The sequence below is a fragment of the Sphingobacterium sp. E70 genome, from assembly GCF_019285695.1.
Taxonomy (GTDB): domain Bacteria; phylum Bacteroidota; class Bacteroidia; order Sphingobacteriales; family Sphingobacteriaceae; genus Sphingobacterium; species Sphingobacterium detergens.
Map to the genome: position 1 here is coordinate 3243316 of NZ_CP079104.1, position 26828 is coordinate 3270143.

28 protein-coding genes and 11 pseudogenes are annotated in these 26828 nt (G+C 40.3%); 20 read left to right on the plus strand and 19 right to left on the minus strand.

Annotation, left to right across the window (positions count from 1 at the left end):
- Window positions 1–9: 9 nt before the first annotated feature.
- From KUH03_RS22940 to KUH03_RS22955, 4 genes are all read right to left on the minus strand, one after another.
- The gene (locus tag KUH03_RS22940; RefSeq protein ID WP_257087002.1) at window positions 10–465 is read right to left on the minus strand and encodes an outer membrane beta-barrel family protein; all 456 of its coding nucleotides are present in this window, start codon (window positions 463–465) and stop codon (window positions 10–12) included.
- A 484-nt stretch (window positions 466–949) separates the two neighbouring features.
- Entirely contained in the window at window positions 950–1651 is a 702-nt protein-coding gene (locus KUH03_RS22945; protein WP_257087003.1) for a hypothetical protein, read from the minus strand.
- A gap of 11 nt (window positions 1652–1662) precedes the next feature.
- Window positions 1663–1800 (minus strand): hypothetical protein, encoded by a 138-nt coding sequence (locus KUH03_RS22950; RefSeq protein ID WP_257087004.1) that lies wholly within the window; start codon window positions 1798–1800, stop codon window positions 1663–1665.
- A gap of 61 nt (window positions 1801–1861) precedes the next feature.
- Window positions 1862–2242, minus strand: coding sequence for a carboxypeptidase-like regulatory domain-containing protein (locus KUH03_RS22955; protein ID WP_257087005.1), 381 nt, complete (start codon window positions 2240–2242; stop codon window positions 1862–1864).
- Window positions 2243–2380: 138 nt separating this feature from the next.
- Between KUH03_RS22955 and KUH03_RS22960 the strand changes: the two genes are divergently transcribed.
- Window positions 2381–2935 carry a thioredoxin family protein gene (locus KUH03_RS22960; protein WP_257087006.1) on the plus strand — a complete coding sequence of 185 codons (555 nt, stop codon included), beginning with the start codon at window positions 2381–2383 and terminating at the stop codon, window positions 2933–2935.
- Window positions 2936–3017: 82 nt separating this feature from the next.
- Here KUH03_RS22960 and KUH03_RS22965 read toward each other — a convergent pair whose 3' ends face one another.
- Both KUH03_RS22965 and KUH03_RS22970 read right to left on the minus strand, forming a co-directional pair.
- On the minus strand, window positions 3018–3329 hold the full coding sequence (locus tag KUH03_RS22965; protein WP_257097256.1) for an ankyrin repeat domain-containing protein: 312 nt from the start codon (window positions 3327–3329) through the stop codon (window positions 3018–3020).
- Window positions 3224–3598, minus strand: coding sequence for an ankyrin repeat domain-containing protein (locus KUH03_RS22970; RefSeq protein ID WP_257087007.1), 375 nt, complete (start codon window positions 3596–3598; stop codon window positions 3224–3226). The genes KUH03_RS22965 and KUH03_RS22970 overlap by 106 nt, the downstream gene beginning before the upstream one ends.
- A 251-nt stretch (window positions 3599–3849) precedes the next feature.
- Between KUH03_RS22970 and KUH03_RS22975 the strand changes: the two genes are divergently transcribed.
- The 6 genes and pseudogenes from KUH03_RS22975 to KUH03_RS23000 all read left to right on the plus strand — a co-directional run bounded on the left by KUH03_RS22975 (window position 3850) and on the right by KUH03_RS23000 (window position 6232).
- Window positions 3850–3972: a hypothetical protein gene (locus KUH03_RS22975; RefSeq protein WP_257087008.1), complete on the plus strand. Its 123-nt coding sequence runs from the start codon at window positions 3850–3852 to the stop codon at window positions 3970–3972.
- Window positions 3960–4211 (plus strand): MmcQ/YjbR family DNA-binding protein, encoded by a 252-nt coding sequence (locus KUH03_RS22980; RefSeq protein WP_257087009.1) that lies wholly within the window; start codon window positions 3960–3962, stop codon window positions 4209–4211. The genes KUH03_RS22975 and KUH03_RS22980 overlap by 13 nt, the downstream gene beginning before the upstream one ends.
- Window positions 4212–4273: 62 nt before the next feature.
- Window positions 4274–4897 (plus strand): hypothetical protein, encoded by a 624-nt coding sequence (locus tag KUH03_RS22985; RefSeq protein WP_257087010.1) that lies wholly within the window; start codon window positions 4274–4276, stop codon window positions 4895–4897.
- Window positions 4894–5052 carry a hypothetical protein gene (locus KUH03_RS22990; protein WP_257087011.1) on the plus strand — a complete coding sequence of 53 codons (159 nt, stop codon included), beginning with the start codon at window positions 4894–4896 and terminating at the stop codon, window positions 5050–5052. Before KUH03_RS22985 ends, KUH03_RS22990 begins: the two co-directional genes overlap by 4 nt.
- Before the next feature lie 23 nt (window positions 5053–5075).
- Window positions 5076–5551: pseudogene (locus KUH03_RS22995) on the plus strand (PCMD domain-containing protein).
- 198 nt (window positions 5552–5749) lie between these two features.
- Window positions 5750–6232: a PorT family protein gene (locus KUH03_RS23000; RefSeq protein WP_257087012.1), complete on the plus strand. Its 483-nt coding sequence runs from the start codon at window positions 5750–5752 to the stop codon at window positions 6230–6232.
- Window positions 6233–6386: 154 nt separating this feature from the next.
- Here KUH03_RS23000 and KUH03_RS23005 read toward each other — a convergent pair.
- Window positions 6387–7348 (minus strand): annotated as a pseudogene (locus tag KUH03_RS23005) (isopenicillin N synthase family dioxygenase).
- A 278-nt stretch (window positions 7349–7626) separates the two neighbouring features.
- On the opposite strand from KUH03_RS23005, the pseudogene KUH03_RS23010 reads away from it, so the two are divergent.
- The 13 genes and pseudogenes from KUH03_RS23010 (at window position 7627) to KUH03_RS23070 (ending at window position 20063) form a co-directional block, all read left to right on the plus strand.
- Window positions 7627–8064 (plus strand): annotated as a pseudogene (locus tag KUH03_RS23010) (MarR family winged helix-turn-helix transcriptional regulator).
- Between the two features lie 40 nt (window positions 8065–8104).
- Window positions 8105–10526, plus strand: a pseudogene (locus tag KUH03_RS23015) (3-hydroxyacyl-CoA dehydrogenase NAD-binding domain-containing protein).
- A gap of 64 nt (window positions 10527–10590) precedes the next feature.
- On the plus strand, window positions 10591–10923 hold the full coding sequence (locus KUH03_RS23020; RefSeq protein ID WP_257087013.1) for a four helix bundle protein: 333 nt from the start codon (window positions 10591–10593) through the stop codon (window positions 10921–10923).
- Between the two features lie 54 nt (window positions 10924–10977).
- Window positions 10978–12150: pseudogene (locus KUH03_RS23025) on the plus strand (acetyl-CoA C-acyltransferase).
- A gap of 134 nt (window positions 12151–12284) precedes the next feature.
- Window positions 12285–14065: pseudogene (locus KUH03_RS23030) on the plus strand (acyl-CoA dehydrogenase family protein).
- 121 nt (window positions 14066–14186) lie between these two features.
- Window positions 14187–15381, plus strand: a pseudogene (locus KUH03_RS23035) (YeiH family protein).
- A 509-nt stretch (window positions 15382–15890) separates the two neighbouring features.
- Window positions 15891–16136: a hypothetical protein gene (locus KUH03_RS23040; protein ID WP_257087014.1), complete on the plus strand. Its 246-nt coding sequence runs from the start codon at window positions 15891–15893 to the stop codon at window positions 16134–16136.
- A gap of 49 nt (window positions 16137–16185) precedes the next feature.
- Complete coding sequence (locus KUH03_RS23045) at window positions 16186–16977, plus strand: carboxypeptidase-like regulatory domain-containing protein (protein ID WP_257087015.1); 792 nt, start codon at window positions 16186–16188, stop codon at window positions 16975–16977.
- 104 nt (window positions 16978–17081) lie between these two features.
- Window positions 17082–17357 (plus strand): hypothetical protein, encoded by a 276-nt coding sequence (locus KUH03_RS23050; RefSeq protein WP_257087016.1) that lies wholly within the window; start codon window positions 17082–17084, stop codon window positions 17355–17357.
- 95 nt (window positions 17358–17452) lie between these two features.
- Window positions 17453–18611, plus strand: a pseudogene (locus tag KUH03_RS48995) (TonB-dependent receptor).
- Window positions 18612–18914: 303 nt separating this feature from the next.
- Window positions 18915–19462, plus strand: a pseudogene (locus KUH03_RS49000) (RNA polymerase sigma factor).
- Between the two features lie 120 nt (window positions 19463–19582).
- Entirely contained in the window at window positions 19583–19933 is a 351-nt protein-coding gene (locus KUH03_RS23065) for a hypothetical protein (RefSeq protein ID WP_257087017.1), read from the plus strand.
- Window positions 19905–20063, plus strand: a complete 159-nt coding sequence (locus KUH03_RS23070) for a hypothetical protein (protein ID WP_257087018.1) — start codon at window positions 19905–19907, stop codon at window positions 20061–20063. Before KUH03_RS23065 ends, KUH03_RS23070 begins: the two co-directional genes overlap by 29 nt.
- Before the next feature lie 147 nt (window positions 20064–20210).
- Here the strand turns inward: KUH03_RS23070 and KUH03_RS23075 are convergent, their stop codons facing one another.
- The 12 genes and pseudogenes from KUH03_RS23075 to KUH03_RS49010 all read right to left on the minus strand — a co-directional run bounded on the left by KUH03_RS23075 (window position 20211) and on the right by KUH03_RS49010 (window position 26800).
- Window positions 20211–20774 (minus strand): nitroreductase, encoded by a 564-nt coding sequence (locus tag KUH03_RS23075; protein ID WP_257087019.1) that lies wholly within the window; start codon window positions 20772–20774, stop codon window positions 20211–20213.
- Between the two features lie 27 nt (window positions 20775–20801).
- Window positions 20802–22062: pseudogene (pepT, locus tag KUH03_RS23080) on the minus strand (peptidase T).
- Window positions 22063–22191: 129 nt separating this feature from the next.
- Window positions 22192–22677 carry a DUF4197 domain-containing protein gene (locus KUH03_RS23085; RefSeq protein WP_257087020.1) on the minus strand — a complete coding sequence of 162 codons (486 nt, stop codon included), beginning with the start codon at window positions 22675–22677 and terminating at the stop codon, window positions 22192–22194.
- A gap of 70 nt (window positions 22678–22747) precedes the next feature.
- Entirely contained in the window at window positions 22748–23047 is a 300-nt protein-coding gene (locus KUH03_RS23090; RefSeq protein ID WP_257087021.1) for a hypothetical protein, read from the minus strand.
- 375 nt (window positions 23048–23422) lie between these two features.
- Window positions 23423–23869, minus strand: a complete 447-nt coding sequence (locus tag KUH03_RS23095) for a hypothetical protein (protein ID WP_257087022.1) — start codon at window positions 23867–23869, stop codon at window positions 23423–23425.
- A complete protein-coding gene (locus tag KUH03_RS23100; protein ID WP_257087023.1) occupies window positions 23794–24120 on the minus strand; it encodes a hypothetical protein in 327 nt (108 codons plus the stop codon). Before KUH03_RS23100 ends, KUH03_RS23095 begins: the two co-directional genes overlap by 76 nt.
- Before the next feature lie 49 nt (window positions 24121–24169).
- A complete protein-coding gene (locus KUH03_RS23105; protein ID WP_257087024.1) occupies window positions 24170–24289 on the minus strand; it encodes a hypothetical protein in 120 nt (39 codons plus the stop codon).
- A complete protein-coding gene (locus tag KUH03_RS23110) occupies window positions 24286–24627 on the minus strand; it encodes a hypothetical protein (protein ID WP_257087025.1) in 342 nt (113 codons plus the stop codon). Before KUH03_RS23110 ends, KUH03_RS23105 begins: the two co-directional genes overlap by 4 nt.
- On the minus strand, window positions 24594–24935 hold the full coding sequence (locus tag KUH03_RS23115) for a glycerophosphodiester phosphodiesterase family protein (protein ID WP_257087026.1): 342 nt from the start codon (window positions 24933–24935) through the stop codon (window positions 24594–24596). Before KUH03_RS23115 ends, KUH03_RS23110 begins: the two co-directional genes overlap by 34 nt.
- Window positions 24936–25053: 118 nt before the next feature.
- Window positions 25054–25692, minus strand: a pseudogene (locus KUH03_RS23120) (HD domain-containing protein); the annotation flags it as partial.
- A complete protein-coding gene (locus KUH03_RS49005) occupies window positions 25689–26330 on the minus strand; it encodes a class I SAM-dependent RNA methyltransferase (protein ID WP_373564471.1) in 642 nt (213 codons plus the stop codon). The pseudogene KUH03_RS23120 and the gene KUH03_RS49005, both read right to left, overlap by 4 nt.
- On the minus strand, window positions 26315–26800 hold the full coding sequence (locus KUH03_RS49010; protein WP_373564472.1) for a THUMP domain-containing protein: 486 nt from the start codon (window positions 26798–26800) through the stop codon (window positions 26315–26317). Before KUH03_RS49010 ends, KUH03_RS49005 begins: the two co-directional genes overlap by 16 nt.
- Between the last annotated feature and the right edge of the window lie 28 nt (window positions 26801–26828).

The following is a 26828-nucleotide window of genomic DNA, read 5'->3' on the forward strand; positions in this document are numbered from 1 at the left end:
AACTTGAGCCTAGGCCGAAGGAGGTGTTTTTGAATTGTTCAAGAGAAACTCACCTTGAGATTGACCACTTTCAAACTTTGTGTAGCTGTAACTGTTGTTGTACCGGATATTTGCACTTTTATTGAAGTTAATGCGACGATTGGCCAGGGGTTGCATATGATTGATGTTTAATCCACCGTTCCAGTTTGATTTACCCGATAAATTTTCATAGCTACTAATCTGGGCCGAATTCTCCATGACTGTTGTCTTATTGACAATTGGGTTATTGACGAAAGAGAAATTTCCGTTAATATTAATATTGGTTCCCTTCAGCAAACTGAACGCATTATAATTTGCAGAGATGTTGTTGTTGACAGCCCGTTTGAGGTCTGGATTACCGATCTGTTGGAACAATGGATTCGTTTGAGGTTGTAGCGGTTGTAACTGATCAAATGAAGGAATGATATTCGAACTCTGGTAAGCCAATCGGATATTTTACTGTTTGAAATCCGGTAATTGGCATCAAAGTTTAGATTGTTGTCCCAAAAATTCCTTGAAAGGTTTATATCCCGGTCACTATCGCTTAACTTTTGATTTTTGTAGAATGTTCGGTTGGAGAGATTGACCTCAAATTTATCCTTCCGATAAGACAAATGGACATTAACTCCCTGGTTGGTATTATTGTCGATCTGATTTTTAGAGTATAAGGGATCTTTCTCTTTAGTTTCTATGTCTGTTGATACCTGTTCGTTCCTGTTGTTTGACTGATTGAAGCTGTAGCCTAATGCTAAATTCATGGCATCATTGAGCCTGTTATTGAAATTCAATGAAGTAGAAAAGTTGTTGCCTTTGTTATTGCCCCATCTATTTTGGTTAATACGCGTGGTGTCATTGCTCTGATGGATAATTGTTTCTGAGTTAACCTTGCTGTCCGAAGTTGATTCATTATAGTTGTTGCCGACCATTAAATTTAATGAACTGCCGGCTTTGAGTCTTTTCTATAATTAAGACGAAAATTATTGCTTTGGCTTGAAGTATTTGATTCATTTTTTTCATTAAAGGAGCTAACAGCGGCACCGGCGCCATCATTGGTGGCACTTTCCGACTGACTTAAACTGAAATTATTGGACCAATTTCCGTTGGTCTGTAGTTCTATATTTTGGGTTGAATCCAGTCGCATGGAGAGATTGGATCTGACACCATTGCTTCTTGCACTATTTTCGTTGTAATTTTTGCTATTTCGTTCTAAGATCGAGTTATCGGGGAGGATGTTTTTGTTGTAATTTTCCGACTGATTTTTGTTGCTGCTGTTATTGTAATTATAATTGGCGTTTACCTTTAAAGCCTTTTTGAGAAACTGGTTTTCGTAGTTAGCGCCGAGGGATGTATTTAGTGGTTGCCCTGTAATCTGGTTGTTCATCCGCAAAGAGCCTTCACGACTATTAGAGCTCCCCATATTATTGTGATTGGCGGTGATGCCAATCCGTTCCGTCTGATTGAATTTGGCTGCAAACAAATTTCCAGCGTAGAGCTCCTTGGTACCGCCTAATAGTTCTGCGTTTCCGAAGATACCCTTTCTGGCCTTTTCTTTTAAAACCACATTGACGGTCTGAATACGTACACCGTCATCTATACCCGAAAGTTCGGCCTCTTCTGATTTTTTCTCATACAATTGTACTTTGTCTACTGCATCAGCCCGGACGTTGCGTATGGCAATTTTAGGGTCATAACCAAAAATTCTTCGCCATCAATAAAGACTTTCTGTACTGCTTTACCCTGAGCGGTGATATTTCCATCTCCAGACACTGTGAAACCTGGCAATCGTCGAAAAAGATCTTCGAGTTTTGCGTTTTCTCGGTTGCAAAACTCGCGGCATCATATTCTATCGTGTCTCCTTTGAGTGTGATGGGCAGTCTACGTGTAATGATAACTTCTTCAAGGACATTTTTTGCGAATTGATCTTAATATCACTGAGGTCGATTTCCTTATCCTTGATGTCGATGGTATCGCTATAAAGTTCAAACTTTGGGTAGGTGGCTAAAAGTATATAGCTTCCGGGTTTGATATTTTTGATCAGAAATTTCCCTTCTTCATTGGCTCTGTTAAAATAACGCAGTACAGAGTCCTTATTCAATAGGATGATTGATGCATTGGTCAATGGCTTATTGTCAGCTTTATCTAAAATTTTCCCCTTTATGCTTGTCTGGGAATAAGCTGTGCTGATAACAAAAAATAATAGGAATAATTGAATTAATCTTTTCATTTACTGGTTGTATGTGCCAAAGATAATTTAGTTAATTGTTAATAAATGTGAAATTATTGTCAAGGAGTGTAAAATCTTTGGTATAGAGATTTTTGACAAATTAGGAACTAAAAATTACCTTTGCACAAAATTGATGTTATGACGTTTGAAAATTATTTGCAACACTTCGAAGATATATTGAATCATCCTGAAAATCACCCCACCTACCAGGATGACGAGTACTATCAATACACTAAAATGAACTGGACAAGGATGGGCCGTTGGTTAAAACGTTTTGAACCAAATGAGGCTTTTCAACAGTTTATTGACACGATTTCGGAACGACAACAATGGATCATTATTACGGAGCCTTGGTGTGGCGATGCGGCACACGCTGTCCCAATGCTTGCTAAGATGGCGGCCCAAAAACCCAATATTACTGTCGATATCCAATTGCGTGATAGCGCTCCCTTTTTAATAGATTCGTATTTAACAAATGGCGGAAAATCAATTCCGATTCTAGTAATCCGAAATCAGGATGGTGCAGATTTAGCTGTCTGGGGACCACGACCAAAGGGCTGTCAAGACCTATTCTTGAGCCTGAAGGAACAAGGGAAAGATTTCTCTGATATTAAAGAAGAGATCCAAAAATGGTATAACACGGATAAGGGAACGGAGATCCAAAAAGAGATTCAGGCTCTTTTGCAGAAATAGAAGAGGGGTGATAAAGGTTTATTTTCGGAAACCCAGCTATTGCTTTATACTGCTCTTTGCCTCTAGTAGTGTTACAATTTTATTAAACCCTTTTTTTTCTCGCGTGCTGAAGCGGTGTTACACCTTCATTGTCGGCGATATTTTTATCGCTGTTGGCGTCCAGTAGTATCTGGACAATATCCACATATTTTTGACTGCCATCTCCAAGTATAATTGCCTCTAATAGCGCGGTCCAGCCCAGTCTATTGATATGGTCAATAGGGAACCCTGTTGTATTAGCCAATAGTCTTACAGTCTCCACATGACCGCGTTCACAGGCCGGAATAAGTGCTGTCCCATTGTACCGATTGAAAATCTTGAAATCCGCACCGTGATCGAGGTAAAGTTTAACCAGTTCAGTATAGCCCGAAGCGCCAGCATATAAAAGGGGCTATCTAAGATATTGTCCTGCTGATTCACATTCGCACCATATTGTATAAGTAATTTCGCCATAGCGAGGTCTTTCTTTTCTGTGGCGATCAACAACAGCGGTTTTGAATCCTTACCTTTTTGGTTTGCATTCGCTCCATTGTCCAATAGTGTTTTTACGGTGCTGATTTGGCCCTTGGAAACGGCTTCAATGATGTCGTTCGGGGCGATATTGTCTTGATTTGTTGTGTCCATACTTTTGCACTGTACTGAAAGTGTTGATATGATAGCGAGTAACACTATTTTAATGTATAAATTTTTCATTTTGAGAAATGGGTTAATAATCTTTCTTATTCATTTTAGTTTCTTTGTATGCTTTTTGATATACTACAAATTTAGGCACAAACTACGCTGTTGTTTTGTTAGATTTATATTGAATATTGTCAAATTTATATATAAATCTATTTGTTAGTGATTGAAAATGAGTGAACTTAAATTAAGGAGATATGAATATTGAAGATCTAAGAGATTATTGTTTGTCCATTGGGCCAGTTACAGAGGAGACACCTTTCGGGCCAGATACGCTGGTGTTTAAGGTTGGGGTAAGATATTTTTATTGGTTGGGTTAGATCAGGTCGATATGCTGCGATTTAATGTAAAATGCGATCCAGAGAAAGCGGTGGAACTCAGGGAAAGATATGATCAGACTGTATTTCCGGGGTATCATATGAACAAAAAGCACTGGAATACCGTCGTTGCGAATCGTGAACTGAATGATCGGGCACTGGAAGAACTTGTTTTGCACAGTTATAGTCTGATTTTTGAAAGTTTGCCGACTAAAGTTAAACAGGAAATTCAGGCGGGTTAGTAGCCTTCTGGAGTGTAAAGAATTAGTTGCTTTGAAGGAAAAGGTGATAGAAATGACTTTTCTTGGGGGCTATAATGGTAGCTTTGCCGTCATCTCAATGCGTAATCGAACGCATTGGGAATATATTTATACTAATACTATTTTTTATGAAACAAAGACGAATTTACCTTTGGGTAATTTGTTTTATGCTACTTTTTAGTCTGGGGAGTTGCATAAAAGAAGAAGCATTAAATATGGAGGCTGATATAGTCGGGATTCAAGCAGAGGAAGATATTTTTCTTCTGAACCCAGTGATTACGAATAACCAGGTCACCGTTTATCTTCAACCGAGTATCCATGATTTGAAAAAGTTGAATATGAAGTTTGATTTAACTCCAGGTGCTTCTATTGAACTGTTACAAGATTCTTTGAAAATGCCGGCTGGTGAACAGGATGTTAATAAAGTCATAATAGATCAATTATTGAAGAACGGAGTATATTACAAAGTTATTTCACAAGATAAAAAGTTTGAAAAGAATTACCTCATTAAGTTAGTTAAAACAGATGGCGGTTTTGTCCCTACAGAATATGGATTTGAAGATATTTCAATTGATAAAGATGAGAAATATACTGTTTTCTTTAATAAAATAGATGGCGAGGATTTTTACAACTGGGGCTCGGGAAACCCAAGTTTTCACTTACTTTGAGTTTCGGTGGAGGCGTAAAGGAGCCAGAATCCTATCCAACGAAAACCACAACAGATGCTCATTCTGGAACTAAGGCAGCTTTATTGGAGACAAAACTCACGGGATCTTTTGGGGCAATGTTTAAAAACCTATTGCAGCAGGTAATCTATTTATAGGATCATTTGATACAGGTCCCGTATTGACGGATCCTTTGTCTGCAACGCAATTTGGTCTCCCCTTTAATCAGATTCCTTTAGCTTTAGAGGGTATTATAAGTATACTGCAGGAGCGAATGTAACGGATGAAAATTTAAAGCCTGTAAATATGAAGGATTCATGTGATATATATGCTGTATTCTACAATCGGAAAAAGTTGATGGCTTCGGAGCCTAAACCTGAAAATAGGGTGTCATATTTAACAGGACATAATATTTTGACAGATCCGAGTATTGTTGCTATTGCCCGGCTAGAAAATGGCGGAGCCACAGCTGGTAATAACTTTGTAAAGTTTGTTTTACCATTTAAATATTCGGCGAAGGTGACGGGATCGGATGTCACGAATTTAGATTACAGCATCGCTATTGTCATGTCTTCAAGTAAATACGGTGATAATTTTATCGGAGCTGTTGGTAGTAAGTTGATCGTAGATGATCTCAAAATTGTAACCCAGAAATAATGAAAATTTATATATATATAGTTTTATTAGCCGTAATGGCTTCTATTTCAACGCTTGTAAATGCTCAGCAAATAGATAGTAAGGATGATAGATTAGATGTTCAGGTCATGTTGGGGACCAAGATAGGGGAGCGGCTCCATTGTCTTTACCGAGAGAAATTCGGAAGATTAAAAGTTACAGCCCGAATGTGCCTTTTTTGTGGGCGCAAAAGCGAATTATCACATTGATTCCAAATGGGGACTGTCTTTGGGGCTCACCTTTGAAGGTAAGGGGATGGATACCAAAGCAACAGTAAAAGGATATAAAACAACGTTTAACGCTGTCAATGATTCAAAAGATGAGCTAAGAGGATACTATACAGGAGATATTACTACAAAAGTACATAATCTTTATCTTTCTGTGCCCATTCAGGCGACCTACCAACTCTCTAACCATTGGAATGTTCAAGCTGGTCCATATATTTCTTTTGCAGTAAAAAAAGAGTTTTATGGAGAAGCTTATAACGGATATCTACGGCATGAGCAGCCTACTGGTGACAAGATTATTGTAGATAATGCAGATTATGATTTTAAAGAAAGCGTACGGAATATTGATGTTGGACTAAGTCTGGGTACTCAATATGCGGTCAATCGTAAATTTTTGCATTGGCTCAACTTGATTATGGTTTCAATAATATTATGAAGAATGGTTTTGAAAGTATCAGTTTCGGGCTGCATAATATCTTTATGAATGTAGGAGTTGGTTACAAACTGAAATAATTTAGAATGTTATCATAAAAAAGCCGATCATCCGATCGGCTTTTTTATGATAACATTCAGTAAAGATGAATTTTGTTTTACATTTTTAAACCGATCTCTCTCAATCTTTCATCCAGATATTCACCTGCGGTATAGTCTTCATAGGCCTTTGGATGAGCTGCGTCAATACAAGAGTCCAACGAAGCTAAGCTCATAGAAGATTTTGGATGTAAAAAGAAAGGAATCGAAAAGCGGGAAGTACCCATTTTTTCACGCGGAGGATTGACTACACGGTGAGTTGTTGACTTCAGTTTGTTGTTGGTCAAACGCTGCAACATATCTCCCACGTTGATGACAATATCTTCGCCCTTCGCTTTGATCGGGAACCATTCACCATCTTTTGTTAAGACTTCTAGTCCATCGGCGCTAGCACCAATTAATAGTGTAATCAAATTGATGTCTTCATGAGCACCTGCACGTACTGCATCAGGAGCTAATGCGTCTGGATCTGCAATTGGAAAATAATGGATTGCACGCAAAATTGAGTTACCATTGATCACAAATTTCTCAAAATAACTTTCTTCAAGATCTAAATAAGTGGCAATAGCTTTTAGTAGTTCGCGACCTGTGTCTTCTAGTTTTTATAAACTTCAGCCGTTACGCCATTAAAACGCGGAATTTCTTCCACTTGAGGATTGTCTGGAAAGTCAGCTTTTGAATATTCTTCACCAACGATAGTTTGACCACGTTGCCAGAATTCTTTTAAATCTGGTGTTTTAGCATCTTTCGCTTTTTCTCTTCCCTTAGCAGTATATCCACGTTGACCCGCAAGTTCAGGAAATTCATACTTTTCTTTTGTTTCAGTTGGCAAACCAAAGAATTCTGGAACGACCTGATATAATTCTTCAATTAATTCTTTTGATAAACCATGGTTTGCAATCGTTACAAAGCCTGTCTCATTAAAAGCCTTGCCAATATCCTGAATGAATTGATTTCGTTGTTCTTGGGTTCCTTGTGTGTAATGCAACAAGTCCAAGCGAGGTATGTTTACTAAAGCCATACGAAGTTGATGTTTGTTTAGGACAAATTTAACGCAATTAATTTTGAATATTACACATCGATTGTTAATAAAAGTTTTACGTTTTACTTTATTTATCTGTGTTTCAGTTGTTAAAAGTTTTCCACAATTGGGTTTTGGTCATAAAAATGCAAGAAATACACTCCTTGGAAGGTACTAGGCTATAATTCATAAAAATTACATTTTCTAGCTTGTTATTCTAATTCTTAACTATTATATTTGTTATGCAAGCATAATAATAAATCGCTTGTGATTACGCTATGGACCAAAATCAGACAATCGACTATTTTTTAAAAACAGGTTGGCAAACGATTGCCAATAAATATAATCAAATTGCCTCGCAATATGGCTTTACCCAAGCTGCTGGTTATATTTTAATCAATATCCATAAAGAGGGTACTCCTGTTTCTCAGATTGAATTTGACGGGGGTCAAAACAACGAGTTTGTCCCGGGTGTTAAATAACTTAGAATCCTTAGGATTCATTTACAGGAGACCAGCGAAACGGATAAACGCTCTGTAAAGGTGTATCTGACAGATCTGGGTCGGGAGAAAAGAAGGATAGCCAAGGATGTGGTGCGCAACTTTAATCAGTACCTCGCTGATAATTTTTCGGAAAATGAACGTGATCAATTGATTGCTTCTTTGGCTAAGCTCAATGAACTGGCGACTAGTTATAAGGAAGAAGTAATCGTATAGAAGTTAAACCAAATGTACAGATGTGCATGATAAATATGTTATGATGAACAGAAATATTAGAAAAGTGGCAGTTCTCGGTTCGGGTGTTATGGGCTCGCGAATTGCTTGTCATTTTGCTAACATTGGTGTCGAGGTTTTGCTGTTGGATATTGTTCCCCGCGAACTGCTGCCAGCAGAACAAGCTAAGGGTCTAACGTTAGAGAGTAAGGCCGTTCGGGATCGGATTGTTAACAGTTCGTTAGAGACTGCATTAAAGACAAATCCTTCACCAATTTACAGCAAATCATTTGTAAAACGTATCAAAACAGGAAATTTTGATGATAACCTCCAAGATATCGCGCAAGTGGACTGGATCATTGAAGTGGTTGTGGAGCGCTTGGATATTAAAAATCTGTTTTTGATCGAGTAGAACAGTTCCGTAAACCGGGTACATTGATTACTTCCAATACTTCTGGTATTCCTATTCATCTCATGACAGAGGGACGTAGTGAAGATTTTAAAGATCATTTTTGTGGGACACACTTCTTCAACCCGCCGCGTTATCTACCTTTATTGGAGGTAATTCCGACGCCGCATACCAAGCCAGAGGTTGTCGATTTCGTTCTTCATTTTGGCGATAAGATATTAGGGAAGACAGTCGTTCTATGTAAAGATACCCCGCATTTATCGGTAACCGGATAGGCGTTTATTCGATGTTGGCAGTGACTCATCTGGTCGAACCTTTGGGTTTGACAGTGGAGGAAGTGGATAAATATACTGGCCCCGCGATGGGACATCCTAAATCAGCAACTTTCCGTACTGCGGATGTTGTAGGTCTTGATACCTTGGTGAATGTAGCCAATGGGCTGGCACAGAATGCGCCTGAAGATGAAGCCAAAGGTGTCTTCCAGCTTCCTGCCTTTATCAGTAAGATGGTTGAAAATAAGTGGCTGGGTGAAAAAACAAAAAAGGATTTTACGAAAAGGTAAAAGCCGCTGATGGTAATTCTGAAATTCTTTCCTAAATCTTAAAACATTAACATTTGGCTCACAACAAAAAGTTAAGTCAACAACTTTAGAGGCTACTAAGCCAGTTGAAGATATTCGTAAGCGGATGAAAGTCTATGAACAAGGGACAGACAAGGCGGCGGAGCTTTTCCGTGCCATGCACTACATTGTTTGAATACGTTTCACGCCGTGTTCCTGAGATTACAGATGATTTCTTCCGTATTGATGATGCGATGCGTGCTGGCTTTGGCTGGGAACTCGGGCCATTTGAAGTATGGGATGCTTTAGGTGTGCGTGAGACCTTGGCTAAGATTAAGGCTGAAGAGAAACGGTTGCCGGGCCAGGATGGTGAGGTAGCATCCTGGGTGCATGAAATGTTGGATGCGGGACATGAATCTTTCTATAAGATAGAAAATGGCGTTCGCCATTATTATGATATTGCATCCAAATCCTATAAAGCTATTCCTGGAACAGAGGATTTGATTGTGTTAGATCATATCCGTGAAAGCAAAACAATCTGGAAAAATACAGGTGTTTCAATTATTGATCTCGGTGATGGAATCATCAATTGTGAGTTCCATACCAAAATGAATACCATCGGTGGTGATGTGATCCAGGGATTGAATAAGGCAATAGATCTTGCGGAAAAGGAATATCGTGGACTAGTGGTTTCCAATGACGGGAAAAATTTCTCTGCTGGAGCAAATATCGGGATGATTTTTATGATGGCTGTGGAACAGGATTTTGATGAGTTAAATATGGCTGTTCGAGCCTTTCAAAATACTTCAATGCGCTTGCGTTATTCATCCATTCCGGTTGTCGTAGCACCATTTCAGATGACCTTGGGTGGTGGATGTGAATTTTCGATGCATGCCGATTTTGTGCAGGCTCACGCCGAAACCTATATGGGCTTAGTGGAACTGGGGTAGGTGTTATCCCAGGTGGCGGCGGAACTAAGGAATTTGCATTGCGTGCTTCCGAAGAATTTAAAGATGACCAAATCGTTCAAAATACCTTAAAGGACAAATTCCTGACCATTGGCCAGGCGAAAGTCTCGACTTCTGCTTACGAGGCCTACGAACTGGGGTATCTACAAAAGATAAGTTTGCGATCACGATGAACCGTGCGCGCCTACTTGCCGATGCAAAGGCAAAGGCATTGGAGTTGGCGGATGACGGTTATGTTCAGCCTGCACCACGAAACGATATCAAAGTGTTGGGTAATCAAGGTTTAGGGATTGTATATGTGGGTGCATCATCCATGCGTGAAGGAAATTATATCTCTGATTACGATCGCAAAATATCGGAAAAACTAGGTTGGGTGATGTGTGGTGGCAATCTGTCATCGCCAACAGAAGTCTCCGAGCAGTACTTGTTGGATCTTGAACGCAAAACCTTCCTCGAACTCTGTGCTGAGCGTAAAACACTTGAAAGAATCCAGTACATGTTGACGAAAGGAAAGCCTTTAAGGAATTAGATTGTAGATGTGAGCTATTAGATTTGAGATAAGAGATCATGCATGCATTGAAAGAATTGAAAGTTTGGCAAAGACAATAGAATTATCCACAGCGGTATATAAAGCTGTGGTAGATTTTCCAATGGATGAAAAATATGGGCTTACATCTCAAATTAAACGTTCGGTTGTGTCTATTGCATCTAATATTGCTGAAGGAGCAGGAAGAAATTCGAAAAATGAATTTGTTCATTTTCTCGGTATTGCAAATGGATCTTCTTTCGAGTTGCAGACTCAGCTAATTATAGCTCATAACCTGGGTTTAATAAGTAAGGAGAAAGTAGAACAATTGTGTTCTCATATAGATGAGATTCAAAAGATGATTTTTGGATTTCTTAAAAATTTAAAAACTAATATGTGACATTGGAATATCTCAAATCTCATATCTCCAATCTCACATCTTAATACTCAAATAATGGAAGCATACATAGTAGCAGGATTTCGTACAGCAGTAGGTAAAGCGCCTCGAGGAGGATTTCGCTTTATGCGGGCTGATGATTTAGCATCAGATGTAATTAAACATCTTGTGTCCACTGTGCCGAACTTAAATAAAGAAGATATAGATGATGTCATTGTGGGTAATGCAATGCCTGAGGCAGAACAGGGACTGAACATGGCACGTTTTATTTCCCTGATGGGGTTAGATACAGATAAGGTGCCTGGTGTCACTGTCAATCGATATTGTGCCTCTGGATTGGAGACTATCGCTACGGCGGTTGCAAAGATCAAAACGGGGATGGCTGATGTCATTATCGCAGGAGGTGTTGAAGTGATGTCCGGAATGCCTTTCGGGGCTGGAAGATTGTTCCCAATCCTGAGGTGGCCAAAGAGCATCCCGATTGGTATTGGGGTATGGGGCTGACTGCGGAGGCTGTAGCGAAAGACTACAATGTTTCCCGTGAAGATCAAGATGCCTTTGCTCTTAAATCCAATCAAAAAGCAATAGCAGCTATTCAAAATGGTCACCTTAAAGATGGTATTGTGCCGATCACTGTCAAAGAAAACTATCTGAAAGACGGGAAGATCACGACACGTGAATATGTTGTAGATACCGATGAGGGGCCTCGTGCAGACACATCCTTGGAAGCTCTGGGTAAGTTGAGGCCTGTCTTCGCAGCCAATGGTTCAGTGACAGCAGGAAATTCATCGCAGACCTCGGATGGAGCGGCATTTGTGTTGGTCATGTCGGAGGCAAAAGTGAAAGAGCTAGGGGTTAAACCCATTGCCAAGTTGGTCAGTTTTGCTGTTGCAGGGTGCCGCCACGGATCATGGGAATCGGACCAATCTATGCGATACCAAAAGCTTTGGAGCGGGCGGGTCTTAAAAAGAAGATATTGATTTATTTGAATTGAATGAAGCTTTCGCTTCTCAGTCTTTGGCTGTTATTCGTGAGTTGGGACTTGATGAGGAAAAAGTCAATGTCAATGGCGGGGCGATAGCCTTGGGGCATCCACTAGGCTGTACAGGAGCGAAGTTGACCGTGCAGGTTTTGCATGAATTGAAACGTCGTGGCAAAAAATATGGTATGGTGACCATGTGTGTTGGAACTGGTCAAGGAGCGGCCGGTATCTTTGAACTACTGGACTAAGTTCGAACACTAAAAATAACAGTATAAACCATTTTATTTGCTAGTCTCATAGCGGGTAAAAAAATATTCAAAATATTGTGTAAACCTGGGTGGCCAAAAGCCACTCAGGGCTTGCACCTCAAATCTAAAAAACAATGAGCGAAAATAAAGCAATCAAAGGCGGTGAGTTCGTTATTAGAGAGACTCCTATACAGCTATTTTTATTCCAGAGGAGTTTGATGAAGAAGCGAAAATGATTCGTCAGACCTGTTTGGATTTCTTAGATACCGAAGTGCTAAATAAACTTGATCGTATTGACGCACAGGAAGAGGGCTTGATGCCTAGCTTGATGGATAAAGCGGGTGAACTGGGAATGCTTGGGGTGTCGATCCCAGAAGAGTATGGTGGGTTTGGCAAGAACTTCAATACCTCGATGCTCGTAGCAGAGGCCGTGGGCGGAGGTTTTTCTTTTGCCGTCGCTTTGTCTGCACATACGGGTATTGGTACTTTGCCTATCCTTTATTATGGTAATGCGGAGCAGAAAGCGAAATATATTCCCAAGCTCGCCACAGGCGAATGGAAGGCTTCCTATTGTCTGACAGAACCAAATGCGGGATCGGATGCCAATTCTGGCCGCACTTCCGCAAAACTAAATGCTGAAGGAACCCATTATCTGATCAACGGTCAGAAAATGTGGATTACCAATGGTGGATTTGCAGATATCTTTATTGTGTTTGCAAAAATCGATGATGATAAAAACCTGACAGCATTTATTGTCGAAAAAGATTTTGGTGGGATCACCATGAACCCCGAAGAACATAAATTGGGCATCAAGGGATCCTCTACACGCCAAATTTTCTTTAATGATTGCGCTGTCCCGGTTGAAAACATGCTATCCGAGCGGGAAAATGGATTTAAGATTGCCGTAAATATCCTGAATATTGGACGGATCAAGTTGGGGGCTGCGACAAATGGTTCAGCTCGTATGGTGATCAATCATGCGGTCCAATATGCCAATGAACGTGTGCAGTTTAACTTGCCGATTTCTAAGTTTGGTGCTATTCGATACAAACTGGCAGAGATGGCGACACGTTTATTTGCTGTGGAATCAGCATCCTATCGTGCGGGTCAAAATATTGATGATGCCTATGATGCATTGATTGCGGGTGGTATGGACGAAGCAAAGGCCAAGTTGAAATCCGTTGAACAATTTGCGATCGAGTGCGCCATTATCAAAGTATGGTGTTCCGAGATGTTAGATTATGTGGTGGATGAAGGTGTGCAGATCTATGGTGGAATGGGTTATTCAGCTGATGCGCCGATGGAGCGTGCTTATCGCGATTCACGTATCAACCGGATCTTCGAGGGAACCAATGAGGTGAATAGACTGCTTGTTGTAGATATGTTGTTAAAACGGGCAATGAAAGGTGAGCTGGATCTGATGGGGCCAGCGCAGGCAGTGGCAAGTGAACTGTTGGCTATTCCTGACTTCGGAGAAGAAGATGATGCACCATTCGCAGCAGAGAAGAAAATTGTCGCTAACCTCAAAAAAGCAGGCTTACTCATTGCTGGAGCCGCCGTTCAAAAGCTGATGATGTCGCTTTCAAAAGAAGAAGAGATCCTGATGAATATCGCAGATATTATCGGTTACGTATACATTGCGGAATCTGTACTGTTACGTGCGGAAAAGCTTGTCCATACTGGTTCTGAAAAGGCCGAGTACGCGACAGATATGGCGAAGATCTATCTCTATGGTGCGATCGATAAAATAAACGCAGCGGGTAAAGAAGCTCTGTATTCTTTTGGTGAGGGCGATGAGTTGAATATGATGCTCGTTGGATTACGTAGGTTCACCAAAGCGCAGCCATTTAATATCAAAGATGCACGTCAGCGGATTGCCAAAAAATTAATAGAAGAAAATAAATATTGTTTTTGATTGATAATGATTATTGGTTTTGGTTGTGTGGCCGGAGAGAAATCTTCGGCCATTTTTGTGTTACAATACCGAAAAGTAGCAGCAATTATATTAAATTTAGCCTTTTAATACTAACCGTTATATGGCATCGTCAAGATCATTTGCACTTACAGAAGACTGGGTAGTCGTCGTTTTGGGACTTGCTACCATTTTTTTAGCACTTTCAGGTATTTTTGCACCTGTACCTAATTTTTCCTGGAGTAACTCTTCCGAATTGACCTCCACAATTTTTGATTCGGCCAACCTCAACAAGATTTTCCAGCAGTTTATCTTTGTCTTTGTGACAGGTATTTTGGGGGCATTTTTGCTCGGTAAATCTGTTAAATATCTACTGGTCGTATTTCCTGTAGTGTTTATTTTGACTGTATTCGCGCTGATATTAGCGGGCAATTCGACAGTGAAAGAATATAATCTCGAGGCTGTTATTTTTAGTTTGATTATAGGTTTGGTCATTAGCAATTGTTTTAAGCTACCTGCTTGGTTTAAAGAAGCCTTAAGTACAGAACTATATGTCAAGATCGGATTGATCCTATTGGGTACCACCGTCATCTTTGGGGATATCCTTAAAGCGGGCTCTTTAGGGCTTATCCAAGCTTTGGCAGTTGTGTTGTCAGTGTGGTATTTCGCTTTTGGCTCTGCAAAAATTGAAAATAGACAAGGAGATGTCTCTGATGTTGTCCAGTGCAGTTTCTATTTGTGGTGTTTCAGCGGCTATTGCTACTTCCGGAGCCATTAAAGGTGATAGTAAAAAACTCTCTTATGTGATTTCTTTGGTGCTGATCACCGCAATTCCAATGATGATTTTTATGCCCTATATGGCTGAATGGATGGGCTTGTCACAGGAAGTGACCGGCGCGTGGCTAGGGGGTAGTATCGATACAACAGGAGCTGTTGTTGCTTCAGGATCCCTTGTTGGAGAGGAGGCTTTAAAGATCAGTACAATTGTCAAATTCTCGCAAAACGTATTGTTGGGACTAGCAGCATTTGCGATCAGTATTTATTGGACCTATGCAAAATCTGTGGATGACGAAACAAAGCGGGATAAACCGACGTTAAAGATTATCTGGGAACGCTTTCCTAAATTTGTGCTTGGGTTTGTATTTGCATCGCTATTATTTTCCTTTGTAATTTCTCCTGAAAAAATTGATGTCGTCAAAGGTAGTCTGAAAAACCTGCAGGACTCTGGTTTACCTTGGCATTTACTTCGATCGGTCTGGAAACAAATTTCAAAGACCTTTTTGTACAAGATAATAAGAAACCCCTTTATGCATTTTTGATTGCGCAGACCTTTAATGTCGTAGTGACTTTGTTGATCGCATTGGTGCTGTTCCGATAGCTTATTGGTAAGTATATGGGCCGAATACTTTCGGAGCTAAATAACATTTTTAAAAAAGTCTGCCATCCTTGGCGGACTTTTTATTCTAGCCTTTTTCATTTTCTAGATCTAGTAATAGTCACGCCAAATGGCTTCCAAGAAAATAGAAGATGCAATTTTTTCTTACTAAAGTGTTTAGGTTGTCGGATAAGACAATGTTGGTCGCACATGAAAAAGCAAAGCTAAACCTAAGGGGAAATCTCATGTACAGGAATAGATCTGAATGGTTTATACAAAAATATAATGTATAAAATCTATTTTTTATGTTGTAAGTGTCTGTTAGTTAGTGGTTAATGATGTTTTGTGAAAAATATTTATAAAATCTATCAAATTAGTAGTCTTTTAAAAAATATTTCTATATTTGTACTGTCGTCCTGATTTACAGTGAGTCATGAGGGCTGGCAAAAAAAAATGAGCATACTTAATTATGGAAAGAATGAAAAAGAATACTTTTTAAAAACAAGCTTACAGATTACTTCATTGGAAGTGGTTTTTACTACCCTAAGAAATAGTGAAAACGAATGTGTTGTTAAAATTTCTCTCTTACACTCTCTTATATTAGAAAAGGGAAGCCGAGGCTTCCTTTTTAAACAAAGTTTTAACAATGAAACAAGTTCTATTGGCGTTGGCACTTGTTTATTTTCACTATTAAACTGAATAAATTTATGAAAAAAATGCTATTTTTCGAATTAGCGTCATTTTTAGCTTGCTTTTGGCTGGTTCTTATCAGACTTATGCGCAGGTAGAAAATCCTAAACCCATTATAAATGCTTCATTAACAGGTACTGTGGTTGATGCGGTTTCAAAAGAGCCTCTGCAAGGTGTAACTGTTCAAATTGAAGCAGTTACTCACCAGGTGAAGACCGATAGTAAAGGCGTATTTCAATTTGTTACCGGACAAAAACTGCCTTTTTCACTTATTGTATCCATTGTAGGGTATCAAACACGACGGATTATCGTGGACCAATCGCCTACTGTGATCGAACTGACACCCCGGTTGGAAGCCTTAGACCAAGTAGTTGTGACTGCCCGTAGACGCAAGGAGCAATTGCAGGATGTACCGATTCCCGTTTCTATTATCCGTGGAGCGGCATTGGAAGATGCTGGAGCCTTTAACGTCAACCGGCTGAAAGAACTTGTCCCGACGGTACAACTGTATTCTTCAAATGCACGTAACACGACACTAAATATCCGTGGACTTGGTTCAACTTACGGCCTTACCAATGACGGTATCGACCCAGGTGTCGGATTCTATCTGGACGGTGTTTACATCGCGAGGCCAGCAGCAACTTGGTTGGATTTTATTGATATTGATCAGATCGAAGTATTACGGGGCCACAGGGTACACTCTTTGGTAAAAATACCACCGCTGGCGCCTTTAATATTACTTCACGGCTACCCCAATTTACACCTGAGGCTAATGTTGAAGTTAGTTATGGCAATCAGGGATTTATTCAGGCAAAGACATCCATCTCCGGACCGCTGGCTAAGAATCTAGCTGCTCGGGCTTCCTTTTCGGGCACACAACGGGATGGTAATCTGTTTAATGTTCATACCAATCGAAAAATCAATGATATCAATAACCTCGGATTTAGAGGACAATTGCTGTTTACACCAACTGAGAATATCAAATTGGTACTCTCAGGAGATGTCTCTTCTCAAAAGCCCGATGGATATGGTTGGGCAGTCGCAGGTGTGGTCAAAACCCAACGTGCTGATTACCGACAATTTGATGCTATTATCAAAGATCTAGGTTATGAGTTACCTTACAAAAGTGCATTTGAACGTAAGATTGATCTCGATACACAATCTAAAGCTGATAATAAATTGGGCGGTGTAGCGCTGAATGCGGACATCAAAATTGAGAGGGAACATTGACGTCTACTTCCGCTTGGCGAAAATGGACTTGGGTGCCACTCAATGACCGGGATTATCTAGGCCTTCCTGTCTATACGGTTTCCGCAGGCAATTCAGTGCATAATCAATGGTCGCAAGAATTTAGGTATTCGGGCAAAATCAGTGAGAAAGTAAGTGGTGTAGTCGGCTTATTTGGCCTTTGGCAGGATCTTGGTACCGATCCTGTGCATACAGAGGAGACGGGATCCGCATTCTGGCGTTTTCAGAAAAGTTCGACGAGCGCTTTATGGGAGACTCCAGGGCTATTTGACAATTTCGGGATTAAGACTGTCTATGGAATCAAAAGCACAAGTTTAGCCGCTTATACACAGATTGACTGGGAGGTGACCTCCAAACTTCATATCTTACCAGGGCTGCGCTATAACTACGACAAAAAGAAAGCAAACTATGATAGACAGACCTATGGTGGGCTACAGACATCCGATCCGGCGCTGTTGGCACTCAAAAATGGGGTCTATACCAACCAAACTTTTGATATAAATGCGGATGCGGATAATTTCTCGGGACAACTTTCTGCGAAATACCGTTTCAACCCCAAGATCAATGCGTATGCTACTTATTCCATCAGCTATAAGCCAATTGGAATCAATGTTGGCGGATTGCCAACAGCAAATGGTGCTGTGCTGCTAGATCTAGCTGAAGTAAAACCAGAAGCGGTTCGCCACAAAGAGTTGGGCGTGAAAACAAACCCAACACGCAATTCGATCCTTAACTTATCCGTTTACCAAACTGATATCAAAGATTATCAAACCCAGGTACAAACGCCTGAACCCGGAGTAAATCGGGGTTACTTGGCCAATGCTGAGAAAGTACGTGTCAAAGGTGGAACTCGACGGTAATATTAATATTGGTCACTTTCTGCGGCTGAATGGTGCCCTGGCCTATACAGATGCAAAATACGTGAAATTTACAAATGCACCAGTTCCGCTGGAAGAAGTTGGTGGGCCGCAGGCTTTCAAAGATATTTCGGGTGGAGTGCTTCCAGGTGTATCCAAATGGTCTTGGTCTTTGGGTGGAGAAGTTAATCAGAGCGGCAAACTGATCGGTATCAATGGCTCCTACTTCTTGGGAGCAGATCTTTTCCATCGCTCCAAATTTTCTTCAAGCTCATCTCCATCACAATATTTGAATATAGATGCTTATACTTTGCTGAATGCACGTTTGGGCTTTAGGGGTCGAATGGCGTTTCAGTTTTTGTGTGGAGCAGAAATTTGACAAATAAAGATTACTATGAGCAATTGCTTGCAGCTCCGGGCAGTTATGGCCAATATGCTGGAGTCGTAGCTGATCCGAGAACCTACGGCGTAACGCTCCGGTACATTGGAAACAGGGAAATTAGGACCGTAATTCATAACATATTTTCATTAGCCGTCTCTGATTTATTTAGAGACGGTTTTTTTGTGTCCGAAAAGAGAGATTGTGTTGATAGAAATTTTATCGATGATAATTTGCAAGCTCTACTTGCTTTATTTATGGAAAACCGTATCTTAATTCATCATTAAGGTGAAAGATTTGCGCATGAACGAAAAAGAACTATTACAACATTATAAAACAACAGGAGACCTGTCTGCGCTGGGGAAATTATATTCGCCTTATATGTCCTTGCTTTATGGTGTGTGCTTCAAGTATTTGCAAGATCCCGATCGTAGCCAGGATGCAGTTATGCAAATCTTTGAAGAACTGATTCGAAACTGCGTCATTACGAGGTTGATAATTTTAAAAGCTGGTTGCACGTATACAGTAAGAACTATTGTTTAATGCAATTACGGAAAGATAAACGGATGACACAGGTGGATATTGAAGATAATTTGTTTGAAAGCGAACAAAAACTCAATACCAGTGAAGAGGCAAAATGGGAAGAGCGGGATTTTGAAAAATTAGAAGGTTGTATGCAGACTTTAAATGAAGAGCAAAAAGAATGTGTACGTTTGTTTTATCTGGAACAAAAGTGCTATAAAGATATCGCAGATTTAACAGGATATGATTTGAATAAAGTCAAGAGTGCGATCCAGAATGGAAAACGCAATCTGAAAATCTGTATGGAAAGGAAAGAAAATGGAAAATAATTATCAATTATCGCGAATTCATAATTACATCCATGGCCTAATGAGCAGGGAGGAAATGTTTCAACTGGAAAAAGAAGCATTGGAAGATCCTTTTTACAGGATGCCATAGATGGATATCGATTGCAGAATGGCGTTGATGCAAAGCAATTAAGTTTGCTACAGCAGCGACTTAGCCGTCGGATTGAAAATACCATAGCGACAAGACATGCACAATATTTTACTTGGCAACGTTTAGCCATTGGCGCAGCGGGGGTTTTGTTTGTTGTTTTATTAGCGCTTCTATATTTTAAACATTTCAATGGTAAAGCTGAACGGACGACAGATGTCACGCTGAGTGAACCAGAAAATCTTGTAGCGATCGAGCCTCTGTTGGATGGTGGTGATGCTGCTCCGGTCGGTGGATGGAAAGCCTTTGAACAATATTTAAACAATCAGGTGAGAGATGGTGGAAAAGGGGGAGATTATTGTTAATTTCACAATCGGAAAGGATGGATTGCCTAACCAGATCCACGCAGAAGGAACACCCGAGCAAGCGCTTGTCGACGAGGCTATACGGCTTCTTCAGTCGGGGGTAAATGGCAGGGAACGAAAGGCCGCTTGAAAATCACTTTTCCGCTGAAAGAGATGAAGAATTCTGCCCAGTCGAATATCATCAAACCACCACATTGTTTTGGGATAGAAAAGAAATAACTAGTAAGGGCCCGAATGATTCGAGCCCTTGTTAGTTTTTATCGTATGTTACAGTACCTTATTCTTCCCAGCGAATTTTTTCTTCGATAGGTGTGCGTACAGGTTCGCGCGCATCTGATTCATGATGTCCTAGGTAAAATAGGCCGATGCATTTTTGGTTCTCTTCTAGATTAAGAAAACCACTCAAATGATTGATTAAGCCTGGTGTTGCCCAGTAACCGCCAATATTCAACGAATGTGCAGCGAGCCACATATTTTCTACAGCAGCAGCAGTACACGCCAATTCTTCCCATTCAGGAACTTCACCCGTATAATTGACGATAAGTGCAATGGCAACATTTGATTGTGTTGCTTTCTTGCCCATGGTGATCTCTGTCGCTTCCGTATATTTCTCCGCCGGTGTAACCGATTTATAGATGCGCGATAATTCAGTACCCAAGCGTTGAAGTCCTTCTTTACGAAAGATCACAAAACGCCAAGGTTGTGTCCGTTTATGTGTTGGAGCAGCATTAGCTGCTTCTAAAATGCTAAGGATATCCTCTTTGCTTACTTCTTCTTCGGTAAAAGAAGCTTGAAATACCGATCTTCTGTAGTGTATTGCTTTTAAAACGTCGTTTTTCATTAAAAATATGTTGATTTTAGAATGTACTTATGCTTTTTCTTCCCATAAAGATACAATATGCAAAATTGTTTTGACCGCTTTTTCCATATCTTGTGCTGATACCCATTCCTGCTTTCCATGAAATGCATGTCCACCCGCAAAGATATTAGGACATGGAAGCCCCATAAATGATAGGCGTGATCCATCGGTACCACCACGGATACTTCTTCTTTCCGCGACCATACCTGCTCTTGTAATAGCTTCCATGCCAATTTCCATAATTTCTGGATACTGATCAAGGACTTCTTTCATGTTGCGGTATTGCTCTTTTACAGTGAATGTATAGGTGCAATTTGGATAGCGCTCAACAATAGATTTTGCTATTGCTTCCAGTTCATCTTCGTGTTTTTTAGATTAGCTGTTGCATGATCACGGATGATAAATTGAATCTCAGCTTTTTCAACCGACCCACTGATATTCACGGGGTGCACAAAACCGTCTTTTTATTAGTGCTTTCTGGGGAAAGTCTGTCTTTCGGTAATGCATCAATGACGGCACTTGCGATTTTAATTGCACTCTGCATTTTTCCTTTTGCAAAACCAGGGTGCACAGATACGCCATGGATTGTTAAAGTTGCTCCATCTGCCGAGAATGTCTCATCCTCGATTGTACCGGCTTTTTCGCCGTCCATGGTGTAGGCAAAGTCTGCTGCCAGACGCTTTAAGTCTGCTTTATCAACCCCACGGCCGATTTCTTCGTCTGGCGTGAATAAAATCTTGATATCACCATGTTTAATCTCCGGGTGTTTCATCAATAGGCGTGCAGCATCCATGATCTCAGCGATACCAGCCTTATCGTCTGCTCCTAATAGCGTTGTTCCGCTTGCCGTGATTACATCGTTTCCGATTTGATTGGCTAAATCGGGATGTTCTGCATATTTGATCACAATGCTATTATCATCCGGAAGTACCAAATCTTGTCCTTGGTAATTACGGTGTACCAATGGTTTTACATCTTTGCCCGAAGAATCCGGAGAAGTGTCCATATGCGAGCAGAAACAGATAACTGGAACTTTCTTGGACGTATTGGAAGGGATGGTCGCATAGATGTAACCATTTTCATCCATAGCGGCATCCGAAATGCCCAATGATAAGAGTTCTGTTACCAATAATTTACCCAGATTTTTCTGTTTTTCGGTAGATGGACATGTTGGTGAATTTACATCAGATTGTGTGTCAATCTGTACGTAGCGTTGAAATCTTTCCGAAACTGAAAAGTCACTTATGTTATTAATCTCAAATGTGCTCATGCTAATCGCCTTAATGTGATAAGGGTGACCAAATTTACAAATTCTAACGGGCTTCGGCCAAAAACAAACAAGACTTGTCAATAAACTGACAAGTCTTGTTTACTAGAGGTGATATTCCGCTAACCTCTTTTATCTTTTTGGGGTTAATCCTGGGTTTAGCTTATTTTTGTCGTCGGCGTAGCCAAATACTTTCTGAAGGATATTTGTATTTCTGCTTCCGCCGATATTGTTTCTGATTTTTGATTCCTGATCAGCTACTTTGATAAACAAACCATCTATGGCCTTTTGTGTAACATAAGCCGTCAGATTTGTTTCCACCTTATTGCCTAGCGGCAAGTTATTATAGGCACTGGTCAGCTGTGTCCAATATTGGTCAACATTATTTACACCCATAGCCGATTGAATGACCGGACTAAACTTGTTCGTTAATTCGGTTGATGTATTTGTTTTGAAAAATGTTGTTGCGGCATCTTGCTTGCTACCCAATAGAATATTGGTTGCATCAGTGATAGTCATTTTAGACAATGCATTTACGAATACCGGAGCGGCTTCTTTTACTGCACCCTCAGCGGCTCTGTTCATGCTTTGAATAAATTGATCACAAAGCTTGCCCATGCCGACTGCACGAAGTGTTTTTTCTACTTTTGGGCCTCCGCAGGCATTAAAATCTTTACCGCTGCATCACCTAAGAAGCCATCTTTTTTGCCAAAGACTCAATACTCAGGTTAAGACCATTGCTTAAAGCTTGTTTGATACCCAATGAAGCATCTTTATTTGATAATGAAGCCAAGGGGTTCGACTTGTTCGAACTAGTTGTTGAAGAGCTCGCGGTTGACGAATTCGTCTTTTTGGTGCTATCAGTTTGACTCTGATTTGCTTTATTCAACGCATCGTTGATCTTTTTAAAGATTTGCGCTTCACTGTTGTTGGAAAATAAAAGCCCCGAAACAAATAGGGTACAATATAGTAATGGAAATTTCATCATGATATGTTTTGCTGTCAAAATTAAGGATATCGACCGTTAATTTTTGTAAAAGTTTAAATTGTCGGCTGTTCTTTCCATTACATTGTCCGTATCCGTAGCAGATACGCCACAATCTTAAAGTAAAGAAAGCTGCGCATTGTCACAGCAGTCTATGTCGGAAGGGAAAAGGTCTAACAATAAAACGCCCCAAAAGGAGCGCTTTATCCGTTATATAATAATTTTTTTAATCCTATACGGGTTATTTCCACGAAAGCGTTGTCACAACAGGGAAGTGGTCAGAAGGAAACTTACTCAGGTAAGTGTCTGTCAAAATGCCATATTTTTTTGCCTGGAAAGGCTTGGTGATAAAGATATGGTCGATACGACCAGAAGCTCTTAGGCTTTTCCCCAACCATTGAAAGAAGAGTTGGGTTCATATTTAAGCGGAGATACTTCATGTACATCTGTGACTACATTGCTTTTGGCAAGTGTAAAATAGGCTTCATCTTTTTCGTCTACATTGAAATCACCTGTTAAGATCAGCGGAAGATCCTTCGCAAATTCTTTTGCTTTGGCCAGGATCAATTTTGCACTTTCCGTGCGGGCTGTATGTCCGATATGGTCAAAATGGGTATTCATAAAGATAAAACGCTTTTTATTGGCTTTGTCTTCAAAAATTCCCCAGGTACAGATACGTGGTAAGGCCGCGTCCCAACCTTTGTTCGGATGTTCGGTATCTGTTGCAGAAAGCCAGAATGTGCCACTTTTTATGGCTTTGAACCGATTGGTGTTGTAATAAATTGCCGAGTGCTCACCCTCCTGTGCGCCGTCATCACGCCCCACACCGACATAATCGAATCCCGGAAGTAGCGTTTTAGATCCTGAACCTGATCATGAAAAGCTTCCTGAACACCGAATATATCAAAACCATGATATTTAATCAGGTTGGTCAAAGGAACTTTGCGGTCAACCCACATATTACCGGTGTCTACCGTATTTCTTTGTCTAATATTGTATGTAGCTGCAATAAAGTCTTGCGCATAGGAGATATACGATATGCATAATGCTGCTGTGAGAATAAAGTATTTTTTCATCTATGTTAATTTGTTCTTCAGTTTGTTTTGTTGATCTCAGGGATAACCTTTATTTTTTCAATACCTGAAGCAGCAATTCAGGTTCATCTGTTGTGATGAAGTCGATCTTTTGTCCAATTAGATTGCTCATTTCTTCTTCCGTATTGACTGTCCAGGCATTCACTTTCATACCCAATTGATGGGCTTCCTGCAGCCAGTTTGCATTCTTTTTGAAGACCGAAAATGGTAGTCTAGGCCATTAATTCCTGCGGCATTCACATCAGCAGGCGATTTATCCCCATTTAGGTATTGGATATTCGCTTTTGGAGCAAGCTCATGAATCTTTTGGCAAGCCTCAAAACTGAATGCAATATAATCTGTTATTTTCTCTGCTTTCAGATTTTTTACCATTTCAACAGACTTTGTTGCTGCCTCTAGCGTCCGTTCTACACCCAATTTGTTGGTTTTTAACTCCAAGATCAGACGTAGGCCCTTTAATTTTTTCCCTGCTTTGATATACTCTTCCAATGTTGGGATAGATTCCCCATTCGGATGTTTTTTGCTAAGAGTTCTGCGTATGTCGCGGTTGCGATGTCAATCCCATAGAAATCATTGTCGTGGTTGACGACAAGAATATTGTCTTTGGTGAGGTGTACATCAAACTCAGATCCAAAGAGTTTAAGCTCATGTGCGGCTTTTAAAGAGGCTATGGAATTTTGAGGGAGGTGACTGTTTTTCCATACGCCACGATGTGCAATTGCTTTGGTCTGTGCAAATAGTGTTGCCGATGAAATGACCATAGCCAACGTCAGACAGCTAAAAATGTGTTTTTTCATATGTGTTAGTTTGAAAGCTGATTTTTACAGCATAAAAAAAGTGGTACTTTTTATCCTGATTCACAAGATCTAAAGTACCACTTTTATATGTAGTTATTGTTAACTGTAATTTATTTTTACCATTCCATTCTGCCATGAACTCTTCCAAGAATCCAAGCATATATTGGTGACGGTGTTCCGCAATTCTTTTTGCGGCCTGTGTATTCATTTTATCTTTCAACAAAAGCAGCTTCTCATAGAAGTGATTAATTGTCGGAGCTTCAGAATGTTTGTAAGCTTCTTTGTCTTTATACTCCTGTACCGGAATGTTGGGGTTGTACATTTCCCGGCCTTTATTCCCGCCGAAACTAAATGCACGCGCAATACCTATTGCACCGATGGCGTCCAAACGATCGGCATCCTGTACAATTTCCATCTCTTTGGAATGAAAAGAAACTTCACCCAAACTTGCTTTGAAAGACATGTTAAAGATGATTTTTTTGACATGGTCAATGATTTCAGGAGAAATTTCTAGACTTGCCAAAAACTCTCCAGCAACGCGAGGGCCAATTGTTTCGTCACCGTCATGGAATTTGCTGTCCGCAATGTCATGCAGGAGCGCTGCCAATTCGCAGACCATGACATCAGCTTCTTCATCTTCTAAAATTAACTTCGTATTGTTCCATACGCGTTGAATATGCGACCAATCATGGCCTGCTTCTGCAAATTTCAAACGATCTTGCACAAATGCGACTGTGCGTTCAATAATGTTATTCATACAATACTTTTGTTTTTTTCGCGAGTACCCTCGTATAATTCGTATTCTAATAATCTACAATCTAATTTACCGTTATAAAATTCTATACGTCTGGACGCACGGAGTCCAATTTTCTTTGCAAGATCCGGATTACCGGTAAATATATAGCCTCTATAACCTTTGCACTCCTGTTTCATAAAATCACCCATACGTTTGTAGGTAATCTCCAACTTGGTATGCGTACCTAAACGTTCACCGTATTCTGGATTGAATAAGATGACACCTCCTTCTTTAGGAACGTGCGTTTCGGCAAAATCGCATACTTCAAATGAAATTAATTGTTCTACCCCTGCAGTGCGGGCGTTCATCTTGGAAACGTTGATCGCTTCTTCGGAGATATCCGTAGCAATAATTTGAGGAGCTGCTTTTTTATTAATCTGATCTTTTAATAGGCGACGTTCCTGGAAGAAGACAGTTTCATCATAACCGATGAAATGCATGAATGAATAATTCATACGCAGTAGTCCCGGTTTTCTATTGGTTGCAATCAATGCCGCTTCAATGGCCAATGTTCCTGATCCGCACATCGGATTGACAAAAGCGGATTCGCCATCCCATTTTGAAGCAATAATTGTTGAGGCTGCTAAGGCCTCCAGCATGGGCGCCTTGCCCGGAATCTTACGGTAACCATGCTTGGCCAGTGTTTCTCCAGAGGTATCAATGAAAATTTCAGCACGGTCATCCTTCCAGTAGAGGTGAACGACAGCTTTGTTGTTTTCCGGACCAGAATTCGGGCGCATACCTTTTTATCTTTAATACGATCTACAATCGCATCTTTCACTTTGACATTCGCAAATAAAGGCGTGCTAATTGTTTCATTGTCCACATTGGAACTCACAGAGAAATAACCATCGAATTGAATGAGCTCTTCCCAAGCAATCGTGCTCAGCTCTTCGTAGAGCTCAGTAGGATTGTTCGCTGAAAATTCCTTTAACGAATATAGAATCTGCGAGGCGGTACGCAAGTTCAGATTGAGCTTGATCGTATCATTTACGCTGACTTTCAATTCGACTCCGGTAGGAAATGCTCTGACGATGTCAAAACCTAACTCTTTAACTTCCTGTTGCAAATACGGCGATAAGCGTTTATTGCACGTA